Below are 23,652 nucleotides of genomic sequence, written 5' to 3' on the forward strand. Positions count from 1 at the left end.
TAAAAAATCGAAGTTGCAAATTTACGAAATATAAGGGAGTTGGACTTAAAAGCTAATAGAAATATATAAATGGATTTTTTTTAACTAATGCATCCGAGATACTTCAATTCATTTACGTTAATCAACTCCTTGTAGCCAGGCTGTTTTTGGTAAGGAATAAAAATTATGAAGCGTCCCATCAAAGGTAAATTCATTTCTTTTTATAAGTCCTGCTTTTCGTAAAATTATATTGGAAGCCGTGTGTTTTACATCTGCAATGCCGGAAATTTCTTCAAAATTTAATTTCTCAAAACCGTGATTTAATGAAGCGATAGCAGTTTCAGTTGCATAACCTTTTCCCCAGTATTCTTTAAGAAAACGATACCCAAGGTCATAATAATTGGTTTTATTATTTATAGTATCTGTAATAAATTTAAAGCCACTCCACCCAATAAATGCGCCACTTTCTTTTTCAACCACTGCCCATCTCCCAATTCCATATTGAGCATACTGCTGTTTTATACTTGTCATAATTGCTTTGGCTTCCTCTAATGTTTTTATCGGTTTATTCCCCAAAAAAGCATGCACTTCGGCATCAGAATCCATTGCAAAGAAACCGTGTAGGTCTTCATCAATAATATCGCGCATTATTAAACGCTCTGTTTCTATGTGAATTTTCATAGTTGCTTTTTTATAAAATTAACAGGGAAAAAATAGCTTTATTTCTAGGTAAAAGTAACAATACGTTTTTATTTATTTTTATAAAGCTCGGCAACCTTATAAAAATCTATTGAATCATTTATTTCAAAAAAATAATCCAATTGCCATTTTTGTGTATGTGCCGCTTGTTTGTTGTCTGGAACATCCCAAAACGGATACACCCGAAAGGCTCTTTTACCTTCTCTATCAACGGTTGAAAGTATCCTTTTTTTTATCAATATTGATTTTGGAAATATAAACTGCCCAAGCTTGTTTTCTGTTTTAGCATTAACAATAAAAAAATCTATTTGGTCTGTTTCATTAAAAGGGGTAATAGGACCGTTTCCATTTCTTTTCCAAAATGTAACAAATTGACCAACTTTTTTAGGAGTAATTTTAGCATTTCTGCTAATTATAGTACGGCCACTTAGCACAAATTGGCAAGCAGCATATTCTTTACTTTCAGCTTCAAGTGTAAAGCCTGAAATTTCAAAATTACAGGGTTCATAAACTTTCATTATTACTTGTTTTAATGTTGTATCCATTCAAGCTTTTTTCAATTACATTTAAAATATTTAAAACCAACACTTTTTATTTCGGTTTAAAGGTACAGAAACCATTTTGTGAAGTGAAAAATATACCGCTCAGAACGGTATTTAAAAAATCGAAAATAAGTTTTTCACAAAACACCCCATTTGAATTTTATAGCGTCCCTTCACCTCTCTTCATTTTACTATCTTTGCTGAAAATTAATTTTCAATATAGGAATGTATAAAAAATACTATTTATACATCAAAAAAACATAACTAAATGAACTACTTCTCTTCCAACTTCACCCTCGGCATTCTTGGCGGTGGGCAATTGGGCAAAATGATGCTTTACGAAACTCGCAAATGGGATATCCGCACGCATGTTTTGGATCCAAGCCCAGAAGCTCCTTGCCGTATTGCTGCAGACCAATTTGAACAAGGTGATTTGATGGATTTTGAAACGGTTTATAACTTCGGAAAAAAAGTAGACATACTTACTTTTGAAATTGAAGGCGTTAATATAGAAGCTCTGGAAAAATTGGAAACTGAAGGTATAAAGGTATATCCCAGCGCAGCGACGCTTCGAAATATTCAAGATAAAGGTATACAGAAACAATTTTACAAAGACCATCAAATACCAACTTCACCTTTTAAAGTGTACCAAGATAAAAACGAACTTAACGAAGCCATTGTTCGGAAAGAATTGCGTTTTCCATTTGTTTGGAAAAGTTGCACTGGCGGTTATGACGGCAAAGGGGTAAGCCTAATTAAAACTGCCGAAGCTGTAATTCCACTTGCTGAAGGTGCCTGTATCGCTGAAAAATTAATTCCATTTAAAAACGAACTAGCCGTAATTGTAGCTAGAAACCCTTCTGGAGAAGTAAAAACATATCCTGTGGTTGAAATGGAATTTCATCCAGAAGCCAATCAAGTTGAATATGTAATTTGTCCTGCACGAATTGATGCCGTTGTTGCAAACAAAGCACGAGCAGTAGCAGCAAGAGTTTCCGAAGCATTTAAACACGTAGGTCTCTTAGCGGTAGAAATGTTTCAAACAGAAGACGATGAAATTTTGGTTAATGAAGTTGCTCCACGCCCACACAACAGTGGTCATTACAGCATAGAAGCGAGCTACACCAATCAGTTTGAACAACAAATTAGAGCCATTTTAAACCTACCTTTGGGGAATACGGATAGCAAAGTTGGCGGTATTATGGTTAACTTAGTTGGCGCCGAAGGTCATACTGGCCCTGTGATATACAAAAACATTGAAACTATTTTAGCAATGGAAGGCGTAACACCACATATTTATGGTAAAAAGGAAACTAGACCTTTCCGAAAAATGGGGCATGTAACCATTGTAAACAAAGACTTAAGCATCGCAAGGAAGATTGCAGAAGAAGTAAAAAATACTATAAAAGTTATTACTGAATAAACTATAACAAATGAGCAAAGTAGCAATAATAATGGGAAGTACCAGCGATCTACCAGTAATGCAGGACGCTATAGATATTTTAAAAGGATTTGACATTGAGGTGGAAGTAGATATTGTTTCTGCACACCGCACCCCCGATAAACTTTATGATTATGGAAAAAACGCACACACACGTGGTTTTTCAGTGATAATTGCTGGTGCAGGTGGCGCAGCACACCTACCGGGAATGATTGCATCATTATCGCCATTACCTGTTATTGGGGTTCCTGTGAAATCTAGTAATTCGATTGATGGCTGGGATAGTATTTTGTCTATTCTTCAAATGCCAGGCGGTGTTCCAGTTGCTACAGTTGCACTTAATGGCGCTAAAAATGCAGGAATATTAGCTGCACAAATAATTGGCGCTTCAGATAAATGTGTTTTAGATAAAATTGTTACATACAAAGAAGGTCTTAAAATGAAGGTGGAAGAAGGCGCAAAAAAAATGCACAGTAGCCAGTAGCCCCACTATTCAATATATATTGGAATCTAAAATCCGTCTACCGCTCGCCTGATTACACAGCTAAAATCTAAAACCCGAATGAATCCTCTTTTACAACCCTATAATACCGCTCCTTTTTCCAAAATAGAAAATGCACATTTTCTTCCTGCAATTAGTAAATTGATTGAGGAGACTAAAGAAGAAATAACAGCAATTACATCAAATCCTGAAGCGCCAACTTTCAAAAATACCGTGGAAGCACTTGAAAACACTGGCGAACAACTAGATCGCGCTACAAGTATTTTTTTCAACCTGAATAGCGCAGAAACCAATGATGAAATTCAAAAAATAGCACAAGAAGTTTCGCCTATGCTTACAGAGTTTAGTAATGATATGTTGCTAAATGAAGCTTTATTTGAAAGAATTAAAACAGTTTACAATCAAAAAACCACTTTAAATCTATCTGAAGAGCAGCAAATGTTGCTCGAAAAAAAATACAAAGCGTTTTCAAGAAACGGCGCAAACCTTTCAGAAGAAAAGAAAAAAGAATTACGCAAAATTGATGCTGAATTAGCTAAATTGAAGCTTACTTTTGGTGAAAATGTTCTTGCTGAAACAAATAAATTTGAACTTCATATTACAGCCAAGAAAGATCTTTCTGGACTACCAGATGGGGTGGTTGAAGCTGCAGCACAAACAGCCGAAGAAAAAGGAAAGGAAGGCTGGGTTTTCACTCTAGATTACCCGAGCTATGTTCCTTTTTTAACCTATGCAGCTAATCGGGAGCTTCGCAAAAAAATGGCGATTGCATTTGGCGCAAAAGGTTTTAATAAGGACGAATTAGACAACCAACAAAATGTGCTTAAAATTGTAACCCTTCGTCATGAAAGAGCAAATTTACTGGGGTATGAAAGTCACGCACATTTTGTTCTTGAAGAACGGATGGCTGAAACCCCTGAAAAGGTACAATCATTTTTAAATGAATTGCTCGCCAAAGCAAAACCTGCAGCCCAAAAAGAATTTAATACCTTAACTGCTTTTGCCATGGAGCTTGATGGGATTGAATTTTTAGAAAAATGGGATGGTGCTTACTATTCTGAAAAACTAAAACAAAAGCTTTTTAATCTTGATGACGAAAAATTAAAGCCCTATTTTGAGCTTAAAAACGTTATAAACGGTGTGTTTACCGTAGCCGAAAAGCTTTACGGCCTTCATTTTGAAGAGGTTCAAAACATTGATAAATACCATGCAGACGTAAAAACCTATGAGGTAAAAGACACCCAAGGAGAATTGGTTTCTATTTTTTACGCAGATTTCCATCCACGGGCAGGGAAACGAAATGGGGCGTGGATGACTTCCTATAAACCACAACAAATAAAGGAAGGGAAGAACGACCGTCCTCATATTTCTATAGTTTGTAATTTTACGAAACCTACTACAAGCAAACCTTCATTATTAACTTTTAATGAGGTAACAACACTATTTCACGAATTTGGTCATGCGTTGCATGGAATGCTGGCAAACACGAAATACCCTAGCCTTTCTGGAACTAGTGTTTATTGGGATTTTGTGGAATTACCGAGTCAAATTTTAGAAAATTGGTGTTATGAAAAAGAAACACTAGAGCTTTTTGCCACACATTATCAAACTGGAGAAATAATCCCAATGGAATATGTGGAAAGAATAAAAGAGTCTGCTACATTTTTAGAAGGCATGGCAACATTGCGTCAATTAAGCTTCGGAATCTTAGACATGACCTGGCACGGTTTCTCGGCTGCACAAAAAACGAATCTTTTAAAAGATCAAAATGTGAAAGCTTTTGAAGCTGCGGTATTTAAAGACACCCAGCTATATCCAGATGTGAAAGAGAATTGCATGAGCACCTCATTTTCGCATATATTTCAAGGCGGGTATTCAGCAGGGTACTATAGCTATAAGTGGGCTGAGGTTTTGGATGCTGACGCTTTTGCAGTATTTAAAAAGGAAGGTATTTTCAACAAAAAAGTTGCTAGTAAATTTAAAGAGTTTGTGCTTTCGCAAGGAGGGACTATGGACCCGATGGAGCTTTATGTAAAATTCCGTGGGCAAAAACCAGATCCTGAAGCGCTTCTTAAGCGTGCAGGTTTACTAACCTAAATCAAAAAAAAAGGCTTCAATAAAAAACATTGAAGCCTTTTTTAATCATTCTAAAGTTAAAGTTTCAAAACCTCTTCTTCTATTAATTTAAGATGAATTTTTGAGTCAAACTGTGACCATTTTCCAAAACAAATTTTGAAATATAAAATCCTTGCGAAAAGTGTTCTAATTTCACTTCTCCTGAAGCATTATTTAAAGCATCTGAAAACACTTTTTGTCCTGCAACATTAAAGATTTCAAGCTGTTTTACATTGGACGCTGTATTCTTCAATTGGTAGTTTAGGGTTTTATTCTTAACATATATATTCATTGCCAATTCAGAAAAATCCTCCACAGAAAGAATTTGTGGTTTAGCAGCTTCAATTAAAAACTCAAGCCCTAATTTGGCAAATTTAACAGCGTGATCCGTGTTATTAAGAAAAGCAAATGTATCTCCTGCTCGATGAATATTAGGATTATGTTCACCGAAAGCTGCTTCAAAAGGAAAAGCTGCATTGTACCCATAATTGGCCCAACTTGCATGATCTGAACAGCCGTAATTACAGATTGTAGTCCCGTATGTAAATGCATGCGCCCCTGAACCGTTATAATGATCCATTAATTCCATTAAAAAATCATTAAGTTCTGTGCTATTGTATGGGTCTGTAGTTATGTAAATATCTTCTGCGGAACCTTTATAGGCAGTCATATCAAATTGTACATAGGCTGCAACATCTACTCCATCGACTGCATATTTTGCCGCGATTTCATCAGAGCCAACAAGCCCAACTTCTTCTGCAGCAAAAGCCATTACTTCAATTGTACGATTTGGCACAAAATTTTTAGCGAGTAGTACACGTACCATTTCAGTTAGTGTTGCTATACCCGAAGCATCATCATCTGCCCCAGGCGCATCATCGTCACTCGGCGAAGCTGTAGAATCTATATGCCCGCCTATAATTACAAATTCATCAGGAGTATTTGCTCCGTCAATTGTTAAAATCACAGAAGGCATTGGGGTATTTACATGTGTGAAAATTCTAGTATGAATATCGGTTCTCCCTGCGGCAGAAATCATATTATCCCATCTCGTTTGCAAATCAAGAACTGCTTGTTCTGCTTGTGGTCTTGTATGATAGCGTGTTCCATAGTCTTCTAAAACTCTAATTACATCTTCAATTTTTTGACCATCAACAAGATCCAAACACTCGTTTACGAAAGCATCTTCTGTAATGGTATAATCGATTAGAAGTTTTTTTGGTTCAACACGCTCTAGGGCTTCAAGAGCTTTTTCTTTAGAAGATCTAAAAATATATCCTGGACCATGCGTAGTCACATTGTCGTGAATGCTATGTGTTACTTCTTCAGAAATAAAAACAGCAGCTTGATAATCATTACTAGCTAGAATTGTCATTTCATCAGGGTGAAGCGTCTTAAAATATACTGCATCAGCAGCGTCCATAGTGGCATAAATAAACTTACTATCTTGTGCAAAACTAACAGCGGTAAGTAATAGAATTAGAATTAAAGTAATCGATTTTTTCATGGGTGAGATTATAAAGTTAACATCAGTAAAAATAAAGTTTCTGATACACTTATCACCTATTTATTCTAGTTAAATTAATAGGCCCTAAATAATTAAAAATCCAAAAACCTTAAGTTCCTACAAATTGTTATTTAAAACTTCCTTATTTTTGAAATCACCTTAAAATTAACTTACTTGACGCAACTAGATCCCGACAAATGGGTAGATAAATATGCCGATTATCTTTACAACTATACCATTGTAAGGGTAAATGACCCTATTATTGCGCAAGATTTAATTTCTGAAACTTTCTTGGCTGGCCTTAAATCAGGTAAAAATTTTAAAGGGGAAGCTACAGAACGGACTTGGTTAATTTCGATTTTAAAGAGGAAAATAATCGATCATTACCGAAAAGTAAACTCAAAAAAAGGGAGAGCAGAAATACACATCTCCTACAAAGATGATGGCGCAGAAGGAGATTGGTTAGAAGAAAATGCTGTAGATCCTTTTGATAAAAATGCGGAAAACAACATAGAAAATCAAGAACTAGGCCTTGCTATAATGGAATGTTTGGAGAAGTTACCTAAAAAACAAGCTGCTATTTTTAAAAAGAAGACTATTGAAAACGTAGACACCGAAGCGCTTTGTAAAGAATATAATATTACACCGTCTAACTTATGGGTAATCATCCACCGTGCGCGAAAAAGTATGGTTGAGTGTTTAGAAAAAAATTGGTTTAATTAACGAAGTATGAAAACTATTTTTAAGTGTAAAGAAGCTGCAAAAGTTTGTGATAAAGCACAATATAACGAAGCTTCCTTTTTGAGTATTTTATATTTTAAAATGCATTTATTAATGTGTAAATTTTGCCGAGGTCATTCTTCACGGAATGCAAAACTTACAGCCGCCATACAGTCCTCAAACCTAAAAACACTTCGCCCTGAAGAAAAGCAGCTTCTAAAAAAACGGCTTCAGCAACACTCAAATACTGATAAATAGCATTAAAATTTGTCAAAAAGAAGAAACAATACAACCCAAAGTACTGGCATACCTTCTACCCAAAAAGAAGCAAAATAACGTGATTGTTTCGTTTTTGACACCATAAGCAACCAGCTTAAAATTATACAAAAAAACAGCAGGCTACTGCTATAAGTTACATGTAAGCTTTCTTTAAAAAATTCAAAAATAACACTTAGCACTAAAACTCCTAACCCAATAAGCCTTGTAGTTTTTACCCCTACTTGTTGCGGTAAGGTGTTAAGATTAAGCGCGTCATAAGGCACATCACGGATTTCAAAAGGTAAAATAAGCGCTACTACAATCAAAATACGCTGAAAAAAAGTAAGCAATACACTAGCTGAAATTACCGCTCCTGAAGACACCATAGGCACAATTACTGTAACGCCAGCCCATACAATCGCCACTACAAAAATCTTAATGCCAGAAAATTTTCGAAGACTTTTATTCCGTACAAAGGGCACAGCATAAAAAAAAGTTGTTAACCCAAAAGTTGCCGTTACTAAAAGTGTATTTACGGAAAGTCGAGTAGCTAAATATACAAGCAAAATAAAACATCCTGCCGAAAAAATTTGAATTGTTTTAAGTGAATTGGTTAAACTACGGTGATGCAAACCAGCTATTTTGGCGTATTTCACAAAGTTATACCCCGTTAAAGCTCCTAGAAAAACAAATACCCAAAGCTCATTAGTAATACTCAAATTAAATTCAAAAACTGTTAACGCCAACAATGCCAATACGGCAAAAGCAACGTGAATACTACTATTAATATAAAAAGCAAACAAAGCTTTTAGAAATTTCATAGTATCAAAAATAACCAAACTGTTAGTAACCTTACTATTTAGTTGAAAAGTTATCCCTTTTCAAGTCCTTAAAAGAGCGCGATTTCTTGTATAAAATTGTAATTTTGCCAGCTAAACTTCAACCGCAAATTAATGAATACAGATTCTTTTGCTTTAAGGCATATTGGTCCCCGGGAAAACGATCTTCCCGAAATGCTTAAAACTATTGGCGTTAACGCTATAGATCAACTTATTTTTGAAACTGTTCCAGATGATATTTTGCTTAAAAAAGCACTAAATCTGGACACTGCAATGAGTGAGCAGGAATATCTTGAGCATATTACCGAACTTTCTACAAAAAACAAACTCTTTAAAACATATATAGGTTTAGGCTATAACCAGTCTATTACACCTCCCGTAATTCAACGAAATATTTTAGAAAACCCGGGATGGTACACTGCCTATACTCCTTATCAAGCTGAAATTGCACAAGGAAGATTAGAAGCGCTGTTAAATTTTCAAACTGTTATTAGTGATTTAACAGGAATGGAACTTGCAAATGCTTCCCTTTTAGATGAAGCTACGGCAGCAGCTGAAGCAATGGCGCTTTTACTTAATGTAAGAGAAAAGACCAAGAAACAAAGCAATGCTTCTAAGTTTTTTGTTTCCGAAGAAATCCTTCCACAGACACTTTCATTACTTGAAACCCGCTCTAAACCTTTAGGAATCGATTTAGTAATAGGCAACCACGAAGCTTTTGATTTTTCAGATGCATTTTTTGGCGCCATACTTCAATATCCAAGTAGAACGGGGAAAGTTCACAATTATAAAAGCTTCATTGAAAAGGCGAATGAAAACAACATAAAAGTTGCTGTTGCTGCAGATATTTTAAGTTTAGTAGTACTGGAGGCTCCAGGTCACCTTGGCGTGGATGTTGTTGTTGGAACGACACAGCGTTTTGGAATTCCGTTAGGATACGGAGGGCCACACGCAGCTTTTTTCGCTACAAAAGAAGAATACAAAAGAAGCATTCCAGGAAGAATTATCGGTGTCACAAAAGACACCGATGGCAACCGTGCTTTACGAATGGCACTTCAAACACGGGAACAACATATAAAACGTGATAAAGCAACATCAAATATCTGTACTGCTCAAGTTTTATTGGCAGTAATGGCTGGAATGTATGCCGTTTACCACGGGCCAGAAGGCTTAAAATATATAGCAAGAAAAGTCCATAATGGAGCCGTAACACTTGCAAATACTCTAGAATCATTAGGCTTTGAACAAGTTAACGCTACTTTTTTTGACACCATCGCCATAAAAACTGATGCTACAAAAATCAAGTTTTTAGCTGAAGCTAAGGAGGTAAACTTTTACTATCCAGACGACGAAACAGTTTCAATTTCAATTAACGAAACCACAACGGTAAAAGACCTCAACAAAATAGCAACAATCTTTTCTGAAGCTATTAAAAAAGATTTCAAGAAAATCTCTGAGTTGGAAACCGGAAATAAAATTCCAAAAGAAATTGCTCGTAAAACAGCATTTTTAGAACAGGAAGTTTTCAATAAATACCATAGTGAGACAGACTTAATGCGCTATATTAAAAAATTAGAACGCAAAGATCTTTCTTTAAACCATTCGATGATTTCGTTAGGTTCCTGCACAATGAAATTGAATGCAGCCGCAGAAATGCTACCTTTAAGCGACCCAATGTGGGGCAATATGCACCCTTTTGTTCCAGTAGAACAAGCGGAAGGCTACCAAACCGTTTTAAAGAAATTAGAAAAACAACTTACTGAAATCACAGGTTTTGCAGGAACTTCATTACAACCAAATAGTGGCGCTCAAGGGGAATTTGCCGGTTTGATGGTTATTCGTGCGTATCACGAATCTCGTGGAGAAGGCCATAGAAACATTTGTTTGATTCCTGCATCCGCACATGGAACAAACCCTGCTAGCGCTGTAATGGCGGGTATGAAAGTAGTAGTAACCAAATCTACCGAAGAAGGAAATATAGATGTTGATGATCTTCGTGAAAAAGCAATCAAACACAAGGACAATCTTTCTTGTTTGATGGTTACTTATCCTTCAACGCATGGTGTTTACGAATCTGCAATTAGAGAAATTACAAGCCTAATTCATGAAAATGGCGGGCAAGTATACATGGATGGTGCAAATATGAATGCCCAAGTAGGATTAACAAACCCTGGAGCTATTGGAGCTGATGTTTGCCACTTAAACCTTCATAAAACTTTTGCCATTCCTCATGGTGGTGGTGGACCTGGTGTTGGTCCAATTTGTGTTGCAGCGCAGTTAGTTCCTTTCTTACCTTCAAACCCAGTGATTCAAACAGGGGGCGAAAAAGCTATTTCGGCAATTTCTGCAGCACCTTATGGCAGTTCTTTGGTTTGTCTAATTAGCTATGCGTATATCTGCATGCTTGGCGTAAATGGTTTAAAAAAGTCTACCCAATATGCCATTTTAAATGCCAATTACATAAAAGAAAGGCTAAACGGACATTATGAAGTTCTTTACGCAGGTGAACGTGGACGCGCAGCACACGAAATGATTGTAGATTGTCGCCCCTTCAAAGCAAAAGGAATTGAGGTTACAGATATTGCAAAACGATTGATGGATTATGGCTTTCATGCGCCAACAGTTTCGTTTCCAATTGCAGGAACACTGATGATTGAGCCAACCGAAAGTGAAAGTAAAATTGCTTTAGATCAGTTCTGCGACGCAATGATTTCTATCAGAAAAGAAATTGAAGAAGCAGACAAAGACAATCCAAACAATCTTTTGAAAAATTCACCACACACGTTACAGATGCTTACTGCCGATACTTGGGATTTTCCATATAGCAGACAGGAGGCAGCATTTCCGTTAGAATATATTTCAGAAAATAAATTTTGGCCATCCATCCGTAGAGTTGATGATGCATTTGGCGATAGAAACTTAATTTGCACTTGTAATCCAATTGAAGATTATATGGAGGTTTAAAAGGTTTTCAACAGCAGTTTTCAGTAGTAGGTTTTAACTAAAACAAAATTACCGGAAACTGCTATTAATCATTTAACTCTTTTTTTCCGTACTTTTAAAAAAAACTTTTCACTATATGAATGTCAAAATAACAGGTATAGGCAGTTATATTCCCAGCGAAATTGCAAAGAATGAGCAATTTGGCCAACATCATTTTTACAATGAGGATGGTACTCGTTTTGGCCAAGAAAATGAAACTATCATTGAAAAGTTCAAAGCCATTACTGGTATTCAAGAACGGCGTTATATCCCGAAATCTCTTTCTACATCAGACATTGCATCTTTTGCTGCGGAAAATGCACTAAAAAATTCTGGGATAAATAAAGAAGAGCTCGATTATATTATTGTAGCTCATAATTACGGCGATGTTAAAGACGGCTCTGTACAAAGTGATACGGTGCCTAGTATTGCTACCCGTGTAAAACACAATCTAAAAATTCAAAACCCAACTTGTGTGGGCTATGATGTACTTTTTGGATGTCCTGGATGGATTGAAGGGATGATTCAAGCTTATGCATTTATTAAAGCTGGCCTCGCTAAAAAATGTTTGGTTATTGGAGCCGAAGCGCTTTCACGAGTTGTAGATCCTCACGATCGTGATTCTATGATTTATAGTGATGGCGCAGGTGCCGCTGTTGTTGAAATTACAGATGAAACCACAAGTGGTATTCTAAATCATTTCAGCGCAACGTTTGCATTAGAAGAAGCACATTTTATCTTTTTTGGAGAAAGTAATAATTTAGAGAAGAAAGACAACCGCCGGTATATAAAAATGTACGGCAGGAAAATATATGAATTCGCTCTGAATAATGTGCCAGACGCGATGAAAACCTGTTTAGATAAAAGCGGAGTTGGTATTGATGAAGTTAAAAAAATATTTATTCATCAAGCCAATGAAAAAATGGATGAAGCCATTGTTAATCGTTTTTACAAGCTTTACGACAAAACACCTCCTGAAAATATTATGCCAATGAGCATAAATAAATTAGGAAATAGCAGTGTAGCAACCGTGCCAACACTATATGATTTAGTGTTAAACGGTGAGCTAAAAGGGCATTCTGTTCAAAAAGGAGATGTGGTTATTTTTGCCAGCGTTGGAGCAGGCATGAACATTAATGCAATTGTTTATAGGGTATAATGTACGAAGGCAAGTTTCCGAAGAAAAGATACAAACACACACTTAGTTTTCTAACTGAAGTAATTTCAAAAGAAGACAAAATTCTTGATTTAGGTGTCTCAAATCCTTTTTCAGAAATACTTCTAAAAGAAGGCTTCAATAATGTAACCAATACCAAAGGAGAGGATCTAGACATAGAAACCACTGTTGTAAAAAGTACCGAGTTTGATGTTGTAACTGCTTTTGAAATTTTCGAACATTTGGTTTCCCCTTTTAATGTTTTGAACGACATAAAAGCAAAGAAACTAGTTGCTTCTATCCCTTTAAAACTATGGTTTGCTTCTGCCTATAGAAGCAAAACAGACAAATGGGACCGCCATTACCACGAGTTTGAAGATTGGCAATTTGATTGGTTGCTTGAAAAAGCTGGTTGGCGAATTATAAAGCGTGAAAAGTTTACAAACCCAGTAAGAAAAGTTGGAATACGGCCCATTCTTAGAATGATTACACCGCGATATTACTTGATTTATGCGGTAAGAGATTAATGAATTTCTACATCATCATCCCAGCCCATAATGAAGAAGCTTATCTTAAAAAAATGCTTCAATCCATTGTTGAGCAAACAATTCTTCCAAAAAAAGTTATTGTAGTAAACGATGCTTCAACGGATGGCACACAAAATATTATCCAGCAATTTTCTGAAACATATCCATTTATTGAAAGTGTTTTTCACAATTCTGAAAACACCCATGAACCTGGAAGCAAGGTAGTTAACGCCTTTTACAAAGGATTTGAAATAGTCGACACAAATTTCGACTTTATTGGAAAATTTGATGCAGATCTTATTTTACCAACTAATTATTTCGAAAAAGTTTTAGAGTTATTTTCTTTAAATGAAAAAACAGGTATTGCTGGCGGCAATCTGTATATTGAAAAAGAAAGCGGCTGGGAGTATGAAGCTATTTCAAAAAAAACTAAAGTTCGTGGCCCAATAAAATTATATCGTAAAAAATGTTTTGAAGATATAGGGGGGCTCAAAAAATCTATCGGTTGGGATACTGTAGACGAACTTTTAGCGCAATACCACGGCTGGGAAATTAAAACAGACACCTCCTTACACGTAAAACATTTAAAACCTACGGGGAAAGTATATTCAAAAGCTTCAAAACACAAACAAGGTGAGGCATTTTACAAAATGCGCTATGGGCTTTGGCTTACCACTATAGCTTCCGCTAAATTAGCTTTCAAAAAACATAGTTTTACTTACTTTATAGACTGTTTAAGAGGATATAAAAAAGCTAAAAAAATGCAGCTTGATTTTATCGTATCAGAAAAAGAAGGAGCCTTTACACGGAATCTTCGATGGAAAAACATTAAAAAACAAATAGGATTTTAACAAGCTAGAAGTATCATCATAACATATAATATTGTTTAATTTTACAATCAAAACATTTCAATGAAACGCAACGTATCTTTTCTATCAGTTCTCTTAACTATTGCTTTATTTTCTGTTTCCTGCGTATCTGTTCAGGTTAGCGACAATACTGTATCAACTATTACATCAGAAGTAAAAAAACCAAAAAACATCATTCTTCTTGTTGGTGATGGCATGGGATTAAGTCAAGTTTCCACAGCGATTTATTACAAAAACGGGAAGCCAAATTTTGAACGTTTTAACACCATTGGTCTAAGTAAAACTTCCTCTGCCAGTGATTTAATTACAGATTCTGCTGCCGGTGCAACAGTTTTTGCCTCTGGAGTAAAAACGTATAATGGTGCAATTGGTGTGGACAAAGACACCATTCCAGTTCCGACCATAGTTGAACACCTTACTAAAAAAGGCTATAGCACGGGTATAATTTCTACTTCGTCTATTCAGCATGCTACTCCAGCAAGTTTTTATGCACACGTAAAATCAAGAAGGTTTTATGAAGAAATCACCACTTTCGCTCCTAAATCTGGTGTAAACTTTTTTGCAGGTGGCGGATTAAAATTCTTTAATGACAGAAAGGATGGAAAAAACTTTTTAGAAGAAATGAAAGCAAACGGTTATGAAGTTTTCACTGATCAACTTCCGAAATCTCCGAGTGAAAAAGATGAACTAATTTTGCTTGCTGAAGATGGAATGCCACAAATGAATAAAGGCCGTGGCGATTTTTTACCTAATGCAACCAAATTAGCATTGAAGAAACTCTCTAAAAATGAAAAAGGTTTTTTCTTAGTGGTTGAAGGAAGTCAAATAGACTGGGCAGGGCATAATAACGATGCAGAATATTTAATCGCTGAATTGTTAGATTTCGACAACACCTTAGGCGTTGTCCTTGATTTTGCTAAACAAAATGGTGAAACGCTTGTAATTGTTACTGCAGACCATGAAACTGGTGGCTATACACTAGCTTCAGATGGGAAGGATTACAATAAAATTAATCCTACCTTCTCCACATCGGGACATTCTGGAACCATGGTTCCTGTTTTTGCTGAAGGTCCAGGCGCTTCATTATTTAACGGCATCTATGAAAACACAGCGATTTTCGATAAAATGATGGTTCTTTTTGATAAATAAAAGCTAAAAAGGGCTTTTTCAAAAAACAGTACCCTAATTTTAGTATTTTAGCCATAGCGATCTTATTTATGAAGTACATACAAGATATTGGTTCCTATTTTTTGATGCTTAAAAAAGTGTTTGGCAGTTTTACCAAAACATCTGTTTTAAAACATCTAATCTTTAAGGAAATAAACGACCTTATTATCAACTCTTTAGGCATTGTTTCATTTATATCCTTCTTTGTGGGAGGAGTTGTGGCAATCCAAACAGCGTTGAATATGGATAACCCGTTAATCCCGAAAAGTCTTATCGGTTTTGCTACACGCCAATCTGTTATTTTAGAATTTGCCCCCACTTTTATCTCCATTATTATGGCGGGAAAAGTAGGCTCATTTATAACTTCAAGCATTGGTTCTATGCGTGTAACAGAACAAATTGATGCTTTAGAAGTCATGGGAATCAACTCACTTAACTATTTAGTTTTTCCAAAAATTGTCGCCCTACTATTTTATCCTTTTGTAATTGTTATTTCAATGTTTTTGGGCATTTTTGGAGGTTGGGTAGCTGGTGTGTATGGTGGATTTTCAAGCTCTACAGCTTTTATTTCCGGTTTGCAAGACAGTTTTATACCCTATCAGCTTTTTTATGCCTTCTTCAAAACAACCGTATTTGCTTTCATCCTCGCAACAGTGCCTTCATGGCAAGGTTTTAACATGAAAGGTGGCGCACTTGAAGTTGGTAAAGCCAGCACTAATTCTTTCGTATGGACTAGTGTACTTATTATTGCTGCAAATTATATTATAACCCAACTCCTTTTAAGCTCATGATAAAAGTAGAAGACGTACATAAAAGTTTTGGGGATGAAGAAATCCTAAAAGGAATAACCACCGAGTTTGACAAAGGAAAAACAAACCTTATTATTGGTCAGAGTGGTAGCGGTAAAACCGTTTTGCTTAAAAGTTTAATTGGACTTTTCACTCCAGACAAAGGACGGATTTATTATGAAGATAAAGCCATTCAGGATATGGATGACGAAGAGCAACGAAAACTTCGTGAAGAAATAGGGATGCTTTTTCAAGGCGGTGCGCTATTTGATTCCATGAATATTGAAGAAAACGTAATGTTTCCGTTGCGTATGTTCACCAAACAGAAAAAAACTGATATGGTGGATCGTGTAAATGAAGTGTTGAAAAGAGTAAATCTTGAAAACGTAAATAAAAAATTTCCTGCCGAAATATCTGGCGGAATGCAAAAGCGAGTTTCTATAGCACGCGCTATAGTAAACAAACCAAAATTTCTTTTTTGTGACGAACCTAACTCTGGCCTCGATCCGAAAACGGCAACGCTTATTGATACGCTAATCCAAGAAATTACACATGAATACAATATTACAACAATAGTTGTAACTCACGATATGAATTCGGTTATGGAGATAGGTGAAAAAGTGGTGCTCTTGAAAAATGGGAAATTGGTTTGGCAAGGCACCAATCAAGAGATCTTTAAAACAGACAACGAAGATGTTACGAGCTTTGTATATTCTTCAGATTTATTCAAAAAAATACGCGAAGTACAATTAAAGGAGGGCTAAAATATTTTATTTATATTCAGTAACTTGAAGTGTGTCTAGCTTTAATTTATATTTTACCCACTTCTCAATTTTCTTTAATCCTTCTTGCTTTTCATTTGGAGTAACACTTTTATTCCAACGAATATTTATTACTGGGAGCGTATCGGTTTTAGCGAAATTTGTAGTAATCTTATTTGAAAAGCTAAAGGTTTCCACACCTTCATAATTAATTTTAAGCTCTTCACTCAATTCTTTAAAAGGAATATTCTGGACTTTTATTAGCGCTATTTCGTTTTCTAAGAACCGTATTTTCTCATCTTTATCTTGAATCAACTGCTCATTTTTAACGTATAAATCCTCTAAGATTCCTGCTTTTATTTCACCGGAAAGCTTAGCTGCCATTTCTCCACTTTGATCCGCACCTTGATAAATTCTTAAATGCGCTGTTTCTAAATTTTCGGTTCGCTCTAAATTTGCTACCCACTCATTTATTTTATTCTGAGGCACAGGACGACCAATTAAATAAACATCGATGCTCTTGGTTTCATAATCCTGAGTAAACTTTACGACCTCAGTACCATCATAATTTATATTGTGGTTTACAAACTCTTTCGATTTGGTTTCAAAAACTTGTTGCTCTAACAATTTCACAAAAAGCCAAACACTTGGCACCATCACTGCTATTGCAATTAAGGATGCAACTTGTGCAGTTCTACGGCGGCGTTTGCTATTCGCATAGCGCACTAATGGGAATTGTAAAATTTTTGAGACAATAAAAGTTGACAATGCAATAAAAACAGCGTTAATAGAAAAAAGATACAAAGCACCTCCAGCGTATGAAGCATTTCCTACCGCCAAACCATATCCCACAGTACACAAGGGTGGCATCAATGCAGTAGCAATTGCAACCCCAAAAATAACACTCGCCATTGTGCCGCTTTTGGTTTTAGCAACTATTAATCCCAACCCGCCAAAAATTGCAATTAGCACATCTAAAATTGTAGGATACGTTCGCGCTATCAGCTCTGGAGTTTCTTCGGTAAGCGGTGATAATTTAAAGTATAAAAACGCTGTAAGCACACTTAAAAAAACCATTACCCCCAAATTTATAAGCGACCTGCGTAGGGTTTCAACATCATTAATTGCCACTGAAAGACCAATTCCTACAATCGGCCCCATTAATGGAGAAATAAGCATCGCTCCAATTACCACTGCGGTACTACTTACGTTTAACCCAATGGAAGCAACAAATATGGAGAAAATTAGAATCCACGCTGTATGACCTTTAAAAGGAATGTCTTTTTTTACAGCCTCTATAGTGGCGTCACGATCAGAGTCTGAGCGGATATCGAATAATTCGCTAAAAAATTTTTTGATGCTTGCCCACGTATTAAGCTTTACATTTTCAAATTCTCCATCATTAGGAGTAATTTTCACATTATTATTTTTATCTGAATTCTCCATTTATAAATACTTTTTTCCAAATTTGTTTGAAACATCTTTCAACAATTCTTTTATTTCCTGTTCTTTTTTCTTGGGAAAGACCAGTAAAACATCTTCTTTATCCACCACAATATAATCCGTAACGCCTTCAATTACAACTAACTTTTTGGACGCTGTAAATATCATATTATTTTTGGAATCTTTTAAAAATGTTTCTGCATTTACAACTGAATTTTCATCAGCATCCTTTTCTAATTTTTCATATAACGCACCCCAAGTTCCTAAGTCGTTCCAATCGAATGTCGCTTTTTTAATAAATACATTGACTGCTTTTTCTAAAATACCATAATCTATCGATATATTTTCGGCTTTAGGATACTGGTTTTCGATGAATTTTTTTTCTTCGGAAGTGTTTAAAACATCGATTCCTTTTGAAAAAAGCATGTTCATTTCTGATAAATTCTTTTCAAAAGAAGCAACAATACTTTTAGCACTCCATACAAAGATTCCTGCATTCCAAAGAAAATTACCCGCTGTAAGAAATTGTTTTGCCGTTTTATAATCTGGTTTCTCTCGAAATTGTGCTACTTTTTTTATTTCAGAAGTATCGTTTTTATCACTTTCAATATAACCGTAACCTGTATTTGGGAAAGTTGGTTCGATACCTAAAGTCAATAAAATATCGTCTTTTTGCGCAGCATCAAAACAAGTTTGAATATCGTTTGCAAATGCATTTTCATCCTCAATCCAATGATCGCTAGGTGCTACGAGCATAAGCGCGTTCGGATTTTCCTTTTTAATCTTTAAAGCGGAAAGCAGAATACAAGGTGCCGTATTTCGCATAGCAGGCTCTAACACAACTTGTGCTTCAGTAACTTTTGGTAACTGCTTTAAGGTTATATCCAAATACATTTCGTTGGTTAGAATGTAAATATTTTCTGAAGGAATTATTTTATTGAGCCTTGAAAAAGTTTTTTGAAGTAAGGTTTGCCCCGTCCCCAGCATATCATGAAATTGCTTAGGAAACTCTTGGGTGCTCATAGGCCAAAATCGAGAACCGATTCCACCTGCCATAAGTACTGCGTAATAATTTTTATTCATCTAAAAAAGTTTAAAAGTTTAGGATGTTTAAAAGTTTAGATGGCCTATTAACAATTTATTTGTTTAAAGTTTAAAAAGCTAAACTAATATACACTCGCTACTTATTTTAAAAATTCCACCTCTGCATTTGGGTTAAAAAGATAGGTTCTTCCAGTTGCTACCTCCAAACACTCAAAACGTTTTACACGCTGTTTGCCACGCTTAAAAATCTTGCCATTATACAATCTAAAATGCCCGCCAAAGGGTATCTCAAAGATATAGTTTTTATCATTCGCTGGATCAAATTGCTTTAATGCCAGCGCCAATACGGTATCTGTATCACTCGAAGCTTTAGGATTTTTAAAATGACGTGCTAGCAATGGCAATAATTGATTTGGAAAAACCTCGGGACGTAAAAAAGGAAGCATTAAAAGTTGAAAGGTTTTTTTCCACTCCAAACCATGTGGTTTTATAAAACGGCCATACTCTGTAAAAGCCTTTAAATGTGCAACTTCATGTACAAGTGTAATTAAAAATCGGTATTTATTTAAAGTAGCATTTACCGTTATTTGGTGTTGACCCGTTGCGGTTTTCCGATAATCCCCATGTCTGGTAACCCGTTCATTTACAATTTTGAGATGTACATTATGTGTTTTTATCAACTCGAAAGCTGAAACTACGGAAGCTTGTGGAATGTATTTTTCGAGGATTTCTGTCATAAATTAAGGCGTAGTACTTGAAACCTGAAGTATTTTTCCGTTGTAAAATTTATTCCCTGTAAGCGAAAAATCCATAATATACTGCCCCATTTCTATAGCAGAAAGCGGCGCTTTAAATCCTGGAAAAGCTTCTGCTAACATTTCTGTTTGCACTGCACCCAATGCCAGAACATTAAAAGATGGCCCCGTTTCTTTATATTCTTCAGCAAGCAATTCGGTTACTGTAATTACAGCACCTTTGCTGCTACTGTATGCACTAAGTCCAGGAAACTTCACACTTCCTTGTATACCGCCCATACTACTAACATTTACCACATGTCCGCTTTTTTCCATAAATGGGAGCACCGTTTTTGTTAAAGAAACTACACCAAACACATTTACTTGGTAACATTTTTTAAATTCTTCAGAAGTAATTTCAGAAAAAGCTTTGTTTACCAAATACCCGGCATTATTTATCAAAATATCTACCGATTTCATGTTTAGTTGAAGGTAATGTGAAAGCTTACTGAATTCATTTTCATTTGCAATATCAAAATCGATAGCAGTTACATTTTTCAGGTTTAGTGCAGCTACTGGCTTTGAATTTCTAGAAAGGGCTAATACAGTATGTCCTGCTTCCGAAAAAAGCTTTACCATTTCAAAACCTATCCCACGGGAAGTGCCTGTTATTATTACGTTTTTCATATTTTAAAGATACACAAATCCCGATAGTTTCACTAAAAAGGAAGCTATCGGGATTTTATTAAACAATTAAATTTACTATACAAACATCGTCACAGGATTCTCGATATACTGCCGTAAGGTCTGTAAAAATTTAGCTCCTGTTGCCCCATCAACTGTTCTATGATCGCACGCTAAAGTTACCGTCATCGTATTACCTACAGCAATCTGCCCGTTTTTAACAACTGGTTTTTGTACAATAGCTCCAACAGATAAGATCGCTGAATTTGGTTGATTTATTATAGAAGTAAACTCTTTAATTCCGAACATTCCTAGGTTTGAGACCGTAAATGTGCTTCCCTCCATTTCCTGTGGAGTAATTTTTTTAGTTCGTGCTTTTCCAGCAAGTTCTTTTACCTGTCCCCCAATTTGTGAAAAGGTCATTTGGTCTGCAAATTTTAAAACTGGCACTAGCAAACCCTCATCCACTGCAACTGCAACCCCAATATGGATGTGTTTTGCAATTTTAGTAGCTTCTGGAGTCCATTGACTATTTACCTGTGGATGTTTACGCAATGCCATAGCACAGGCTTTTATCACCATATCGTTAAAAGAAATTTTAACGTCTGGATCAGCATTTATAGCTGTACGTGCAGCAATGGCATGATCCATATCCAACTCAATTGTCAAATAATATTCTGGTGCACTAAATTTAGATTCGCCCAAACGCTTTGCAATTGTTTTGCGCATTTGAGAATTTTTAACTTCCTCAAAACTTTCTGTTCCAACTGGCGTGTATGCGTGTCCGCCACTTGCCGCAGGCTGATAGTTTTCAATATCGCTTTTTACAATACGGCCATTTTCTCCACTTCCACTTACTTGGCGCAAATTGATTCCTTTTTCTTCGGCCAATATTTTAGCCAAAGGCGAAGCAAAAATACGGCCTTCGTTTAGTGTTTGTGTGGGTTCTGAATTTTTTTGTGCCGTAGTTGCTTTTTTTGTTTCTTTTACTGAAGTTTCTTCTTTTGAAGTTTTTTCTTCAGAAGTTTTTTCTTCAGAAGTTTTAGCTGCAAAATTTGAAGCAGCATCCTGCTTTTTAAAATTTTCAATAATCCCAGAAACATCTGTTCCTTTTGGGCCAATAATAGCCAATACTGCATCAACTAACGAAGATTCTCCTTCGCCAATTCCTATTTTCAATAAGGTGCCGGAATAGAAAGACTCAAACTCCATTGTCGCTTTGTCTGTTTCAATCTCGGCAAGAATATCGCCTTCTTCTACAGTATCGCCTTCTTTTTTAAGCCAAGTTGCAACGGTACCTTCCGTCATTGTATCACTTAAGCGAGGCATTGTAATAACCTCAACACCTTCAGGCAATTCGATTTTATTTGATGAAGTTTCAGTTTTTTCTTCTGAATTTTCCTCGTTATCAGCTACATTTTTTTCACTTTTAGCTGTCTCTTTTTTTGAACCTTTATCAGAAGATTTCCCGCTTATCAAATCTGAAATATCTTCTCCTTTTTCACCAATAATTGCTAAAAGTGAATCAACCTTCGCGGTTTCTCCTTCTTGAATTCCTATATGAAGCAAGGTTCCTTCATAAAAAGATTCAAATTCCATAGTAGCTTTATCAGTTTCAATTTCAGCAAGAATATCGCCTTCTTTTACAGTATCACCCACTTTTATAAGCCAGGTTGCCACTGTACCTTCTTCCATAGTGTCGCTCAATCGCGGCATGTTTATTACTTCTGCCATTTCTTATAATTTATCTGATAAAAAAGGATAATCTTCCTGCTCGTAAACAACATCGAACATTACATTTTTCTCTGGATATGGCGAATCTTCCGCGAATTTTTCACATTCATTCACTAAATCTTTCACTCTTTTGTCAATCTTTTTAATTTCAGCTTCGGTAGCCCATTTATTTTCATAAATCTGGTGAAGCACGTATGTAATCGGATCTTCTTCTTGCTTTTTAGCAACTTCTTCCTTGGTACGATAATGTTGCGCATCACTCATAGAGTGCCCACGATAACGGTAGGTTCTTAACTCTAAAAATGTAGGGCCATCACCGCGACGTGCGCGCTGAATTGCTTCATCCATTTCTTTGGCAACAACCTCTGGCTTCATAGCGTCTACAGGCTTACAAGGCATCTCATAACCAAGACCAAGTTTATAAATATCGCTATGGTTTGCCGTCCGTTCTACAGAGGTTCCCATTGCATAGCCATTATTTTCTACACAAAAAACCACTGGAAGTTTCCAAAGCATTGCAAGGTTAAATGTTTCGTGAAGCGAACCTTGGCGTGTTGCACCATCACCCATATAGGTTAAGGTTACAGCATCTCTATTGAAATATTTATCAGCAAAAGCCAACCCTGCACCTAAAGGGATTTGACCTCCAACGATCCCGTGACCTCCATAAAAACGGTGTTCTTTTGAAAAAATATGCATAGAACCACCCAAACCTTGTGAAGTCCCTGTGCTTTTTCCATACAGCTCGGCCATTACTTTTCTAGGGTCTACTCCCATACCAATTGGCTGAACATGGTTTCGGTAGGCAGTAATCATTTTGTCTTTTGAAAGATCCATTGCATGCAATGCACCCGCTAAAACAGCTTCTTGACCATTATAAAGGTGAAGGAAACCTCTTACCTTTTGATTGATATATACTTGCGCTAGCTTATCTTCAAACTTGCGCCAAAACAGCATGTTTTCGTACCAATCTAGGTACGTTTTTTTAGTGATTTTCTTCATCTATCGGCTATAAGTAACTCCCGAAGGAAAATTTATTAAACGGATAACAAAAATAGCACTTTATATGCAGAAAAAGCAAATTACAAATCTCAAATTCTAAATTTCAAAAAAAAATAAAAAACACCCTATAAACCTATCTAATTAAAGAATACAAATGAT

At 35.9% G+C, this 23,652-nt stretch carries 22 protein-coding genes; 12 read left to right on the forward strand and 10 right to left on the reverse strand.

The window, feature by feature from the left end; all coding sequences use genetic code 11:
• Positions 1-117: 117 nt before the first annotated feature.
• Together ABJ955_RS03235 and ABJ955_RS03240 are read right to left on the reverse strand one after the other, a co-directional pair.
• Complete coding sequence (locus ABJ955_RS03235) at positions 118-660, reverse strand: GNAT family N-acetyltransferase (RefSeq protein WP_347373166.1); 543 nt, start codon at positions 658-660, stop codon at positions 118-120.
• A 68-nt stretch (positions 661-728) separates the two neighbouring features.
• Positions 729-1,223 carry a MepB family protein gene (locus tag ABJ955_RS03240; RefSeq protein WP_347373167.1) on the reverse strand — a complete coding sequence of 165 codons (495 nt, stop codon included), beginning with the start codon at positions 1,221-1,223 and terminating at the stop codon, positions 729-731.
• Between the two features lie 265 nt (positions 1,224-1,488).
• Here ABJ955_RS03240 and ABJ955_RS03245 point away from each other — a divergent pair, with 265 nt between their 5' ends.
• From ABJ955_RS03245 to ABJ955_RS03255, 3 genes are all read left to right on the forward strand, one after another.
• Entirely contained in the window at positions 1,489-2,643 is a 1,155-nt protein-coding gene (locus tag ABJ955_RS03245; RefSeq protein WP_347373168.1) for a 5-(carboxyamino)imidazole ribonucleotide synthase, read from the forward strand.
• A 10-nt stretch (positions 2,644-2,653) separates the two neighbouring features.
• Entirely contained in the window at positions 2,654-3,145 is a 492-nt protein-coding gene (gene purE / locus ABJ955_RS03250; protein ID WP_347373169.1) for a 5-(carboxyamino)imidazole ribonucleotide mutase, read from the forward strand.
• Positions 3,146-3,223: 78 nt separating this feature from the next.
• Positions 3,224-5,260 carry a M3 family metallopeptidase gene (locus tag ABJ955_RS03255; protein WP_347373170.1) on the forward strand — a complete coding sequence of 679 codons (2,037 nt, stop codon included), beginning with the start codon at positions 3,224-3,226 and terminating at the stop codon, positions 5,258-5,260.
• An 82-nt stretch (positions 5,261-5,342) separates the two neighbouring features.
• On the opposite strand, the gene ABJ955_RS03260 is transcribed toward ABJ955_RS03255, so the two are convergent.
• Positions 5,343-6,785, reverse strand: a complete 1,443-nt coding sequence (locus tag ABJ955_RS03260; RefSeq protein WP_347373171.1) for a M20/M25/M40 family metallo-hydrolase — start codon at positions 6,783-6,785, stop codon at positions 5,343-5,345.
• Positions 6,786-6,959: 174 nt separating this feature from the next.
• On the opposite strand from ABJ955_RS03260, the gene ABJ955_RS03265 reads away from it, so the two are divergent.
• Together ABJ955_RS03265 and ABJ955_RS03270 are read left to right on the forward strand one after the other, a co-directional pair.
• The gene (locus tag ABJ955_RS03265) at positions 6,960-7,508 is read left to right on the forward strand and encodes a sigma-70 family RNA polymerase sigma factor (RefSeq protein WP_347373172.1); all 549 of its coding nucleotides are present in this window, start codon (positions 6,960-6,962) and stop codon (positions 7,506-7,508) included.
• Between the two features lie 6 nt (positions 7,509-7,514).
• Entirely contained in the window at positions 7,515-7,763 is a 249-nt protein-coding gene (locus ABJ955_RS03270) for a hypothetical protein (protein ID WP_347373173.1), read from the forward strand.
• Positions 7,764-7,765: 2 nt separating this feature from the next.
• Here the strand turns inward: ABJ955_RS03270 and ABJ955_RS03275 are convergent, their stop codons facing one another.
• Positions 7,766-8,584, reverse strand: a complete 819-nt coding sequence (locus ABJ955_RS03275; protein WP_347373174.1) for a hypothetical protein — start codon at positions 8,582-8,584, stop codon at positions 7,766-7,768.
• 132 nt (positions 8,585-8,716) lie between these two features.
• Between ABJ955_RS03275 and gcvP the strand changes: the two genes are divergently transcribed.
• The 7 genes from gcvP (at position 8,717) to ABJ955_RS03310 (ending at position 16,855) form a co-directional block, all read left to right on the forward strand.
• A complete protein-coding gene (gene gcvP, locus ABJ955_RS03280) occupies positions 8,717-11,566 on the forward strand; it encodes an aminomethyl-transferring glycine dehydrogenase (RefSeq protein ID WP_347373175.1) in 2,850 nt (949 codons plus the stop codon).
• A gap of 115 nt (positions 11,567-11,681) precedes the next feature.
• The gene (locus tag ABJ955_RS03285) at positions 11,682-12,743 is read left to right on the forward strand and encodes a ketoacyl-ACP synthase III (protein WP_347373176.1); all 1,062 of its coding nucleotides are present in this window, start codon (positions 11,682-11,684) and stop codon (positions 12,741-12,743) included.
• Positions 12,743-13,267 carry a methyltransferase gene (locus ABJ955_RS03290; RefSeq protein WP_347373177.1) on the forward strand — a complete coding sequence of 175 codons (525 nt, stop codon included), beginning with the start codon at positions 12,743-12,745 and terminating at the stop codon, positions 13,265-13,267. The genes ABJ955_RS03285 and ABJ955_RS03290 overlap by 1 nt, the downstream gene beginning before the upstream one ends.
• The gene (locus tag ABJ955_RS03295) at positions 13,267-14,118 is read left to right on the forward strand and encodes a glycosyltransferase family 2 protein (RefSeq protein ID WP_347373178.1); all 852 of its coding nucleotides are present in this window, start codon (positions 13,267-13,269) and stop codon (positions 14,116-14,118) included. The genes ABJ955_RS03290 and ABJ955_RS03295 overlap by 1 nt, the downstream gene beginning before the upstream one ends.
• Positions 14,119-14,178: 60 nt before the next feature.
• A complete protein-coding gene (locus tag ABJ955_RS03300) occupies positions 14,179-15,285 on the forward strand; it encodes an alkaline phosphatase (RefSeq protein WP_347373179.1) in 1,107 nt (368 codons plus the stop codon).
• 68 nt (positions 15,286-15,353) lie between these two features.
• The gene (locus ABJ955_RS03305; protein ID WP_347373180.1) at positions 15,354-16,094 is read left to right on the forward strand and encodes an ABC transporter permease; all 741 of its coding nucleotides are present in this window, start codon (positions 15,354-15,356) and stop codon (positions 16,092-16,094) included.
• On the forward strand, positions 16,091-16,855 hold the full coding sequence (locus ABJ955_RS03310; RefSeq protein WP_347373181.1) for an ATP-binding cassette domain-containing protein: 765 nt from the start codon (positions 16,091-16,093) through the stop codon (positions 16,853-16,855). The genes ABJ955_RS03305 and ABJ955_RS03310 overlap by 4 nt, the downstream gene beginning before the upstream one ends.
• Positions 16,856-16,861: 6 nt before the next feature.
• Here ABJ955_RS03310 and ABJ955_RS03315 read toward each other — a convergent pair whose 3' ends face one another.
• From ABJ955_RS03315 to pdhA, 6 genes are all read right to left on the reverse strand, one after another.
• A complete protein-coding gene (locus tag ABJ955_RS03315; RefSeq protein WP_347373182.1) occupies positions 16,862-18,298 on the reverse strand; it encodes a DUF389 domain-containing protein in 1,437 nt (478 codons plus the stop codon).
• Positions 18,299-19,378, reverse strand: a complete 1,080-nt coding sequence (locus ABJ955_RS03320) for a mannose-1-phosphate guanylyltransferase (RefSeq protein WP_347373183.1) — start codon at positions 19,376-19,378, stop codon at positions 18,299-18,301. It abuts the gene before it with no gap.
• Positions 19,379-19,479: 101 nt separating this feature from the next.
• A complete protein-coding gene (locus ABJ955_RS03325; protein WP_347373184.1) occupies positions 19,480-20,076 on the reverse strand; it encodes a SprT-like domain-containing protein in 597 nt (198 codons plus the stop codon).
• A 3-nt stretch (positions 20,077-20,079) separates the two neighbouring features.
• Positions 20,080-20,760, reverse strand: coding sequence for an SDR family oxidoreductase (locus ABJ955_RS03330; protein WP_347373185.1), 681 nt, complete (start codon positions 20,758-20,760; stop codon positions 20,080-20,082).
• 75 nt (positions 20,761-20,835) lie between these two features.
• The gene (locus ABJ955_RS03335) at positions 20,836-22,491 is read right to left on the reverse strand and encodes a pyruvate dehydrogenase complex dihydrolipoamide acetyltransferase (protein WP_347373186.1); all 1,656 of its coding nucleotides are present in this window, start codon (positions 22,489-22,491) and stop codon (positions 20,836-20,838) included.
• Between the two features lie 3 nt (positions 22,492-22,494).
• A complete protein-coding gene (gene pdhA / locus ABJ955_RS03340) occupies positions 22,495-23,493 on the reverse strand; it encodes a pyruvate dehydrogenase (acetyl-transferring) E1 component subunit alpha (RefSeq protein WP_347373187.1) in 999 nt (332 codons plus the stop codon).
• Positions 23,494-23,652 lie beyond the last annotated feature (159 nt).

The organism is Aequorivita sp. Q41, assembly GCF_039831855.1.
Taxonomy (GTDB): domain Bacteria; phylum Bacteroidota; class Bacteroidia; order Flavobacteriales; family Flavobacteriaceae; genus Aequorivita.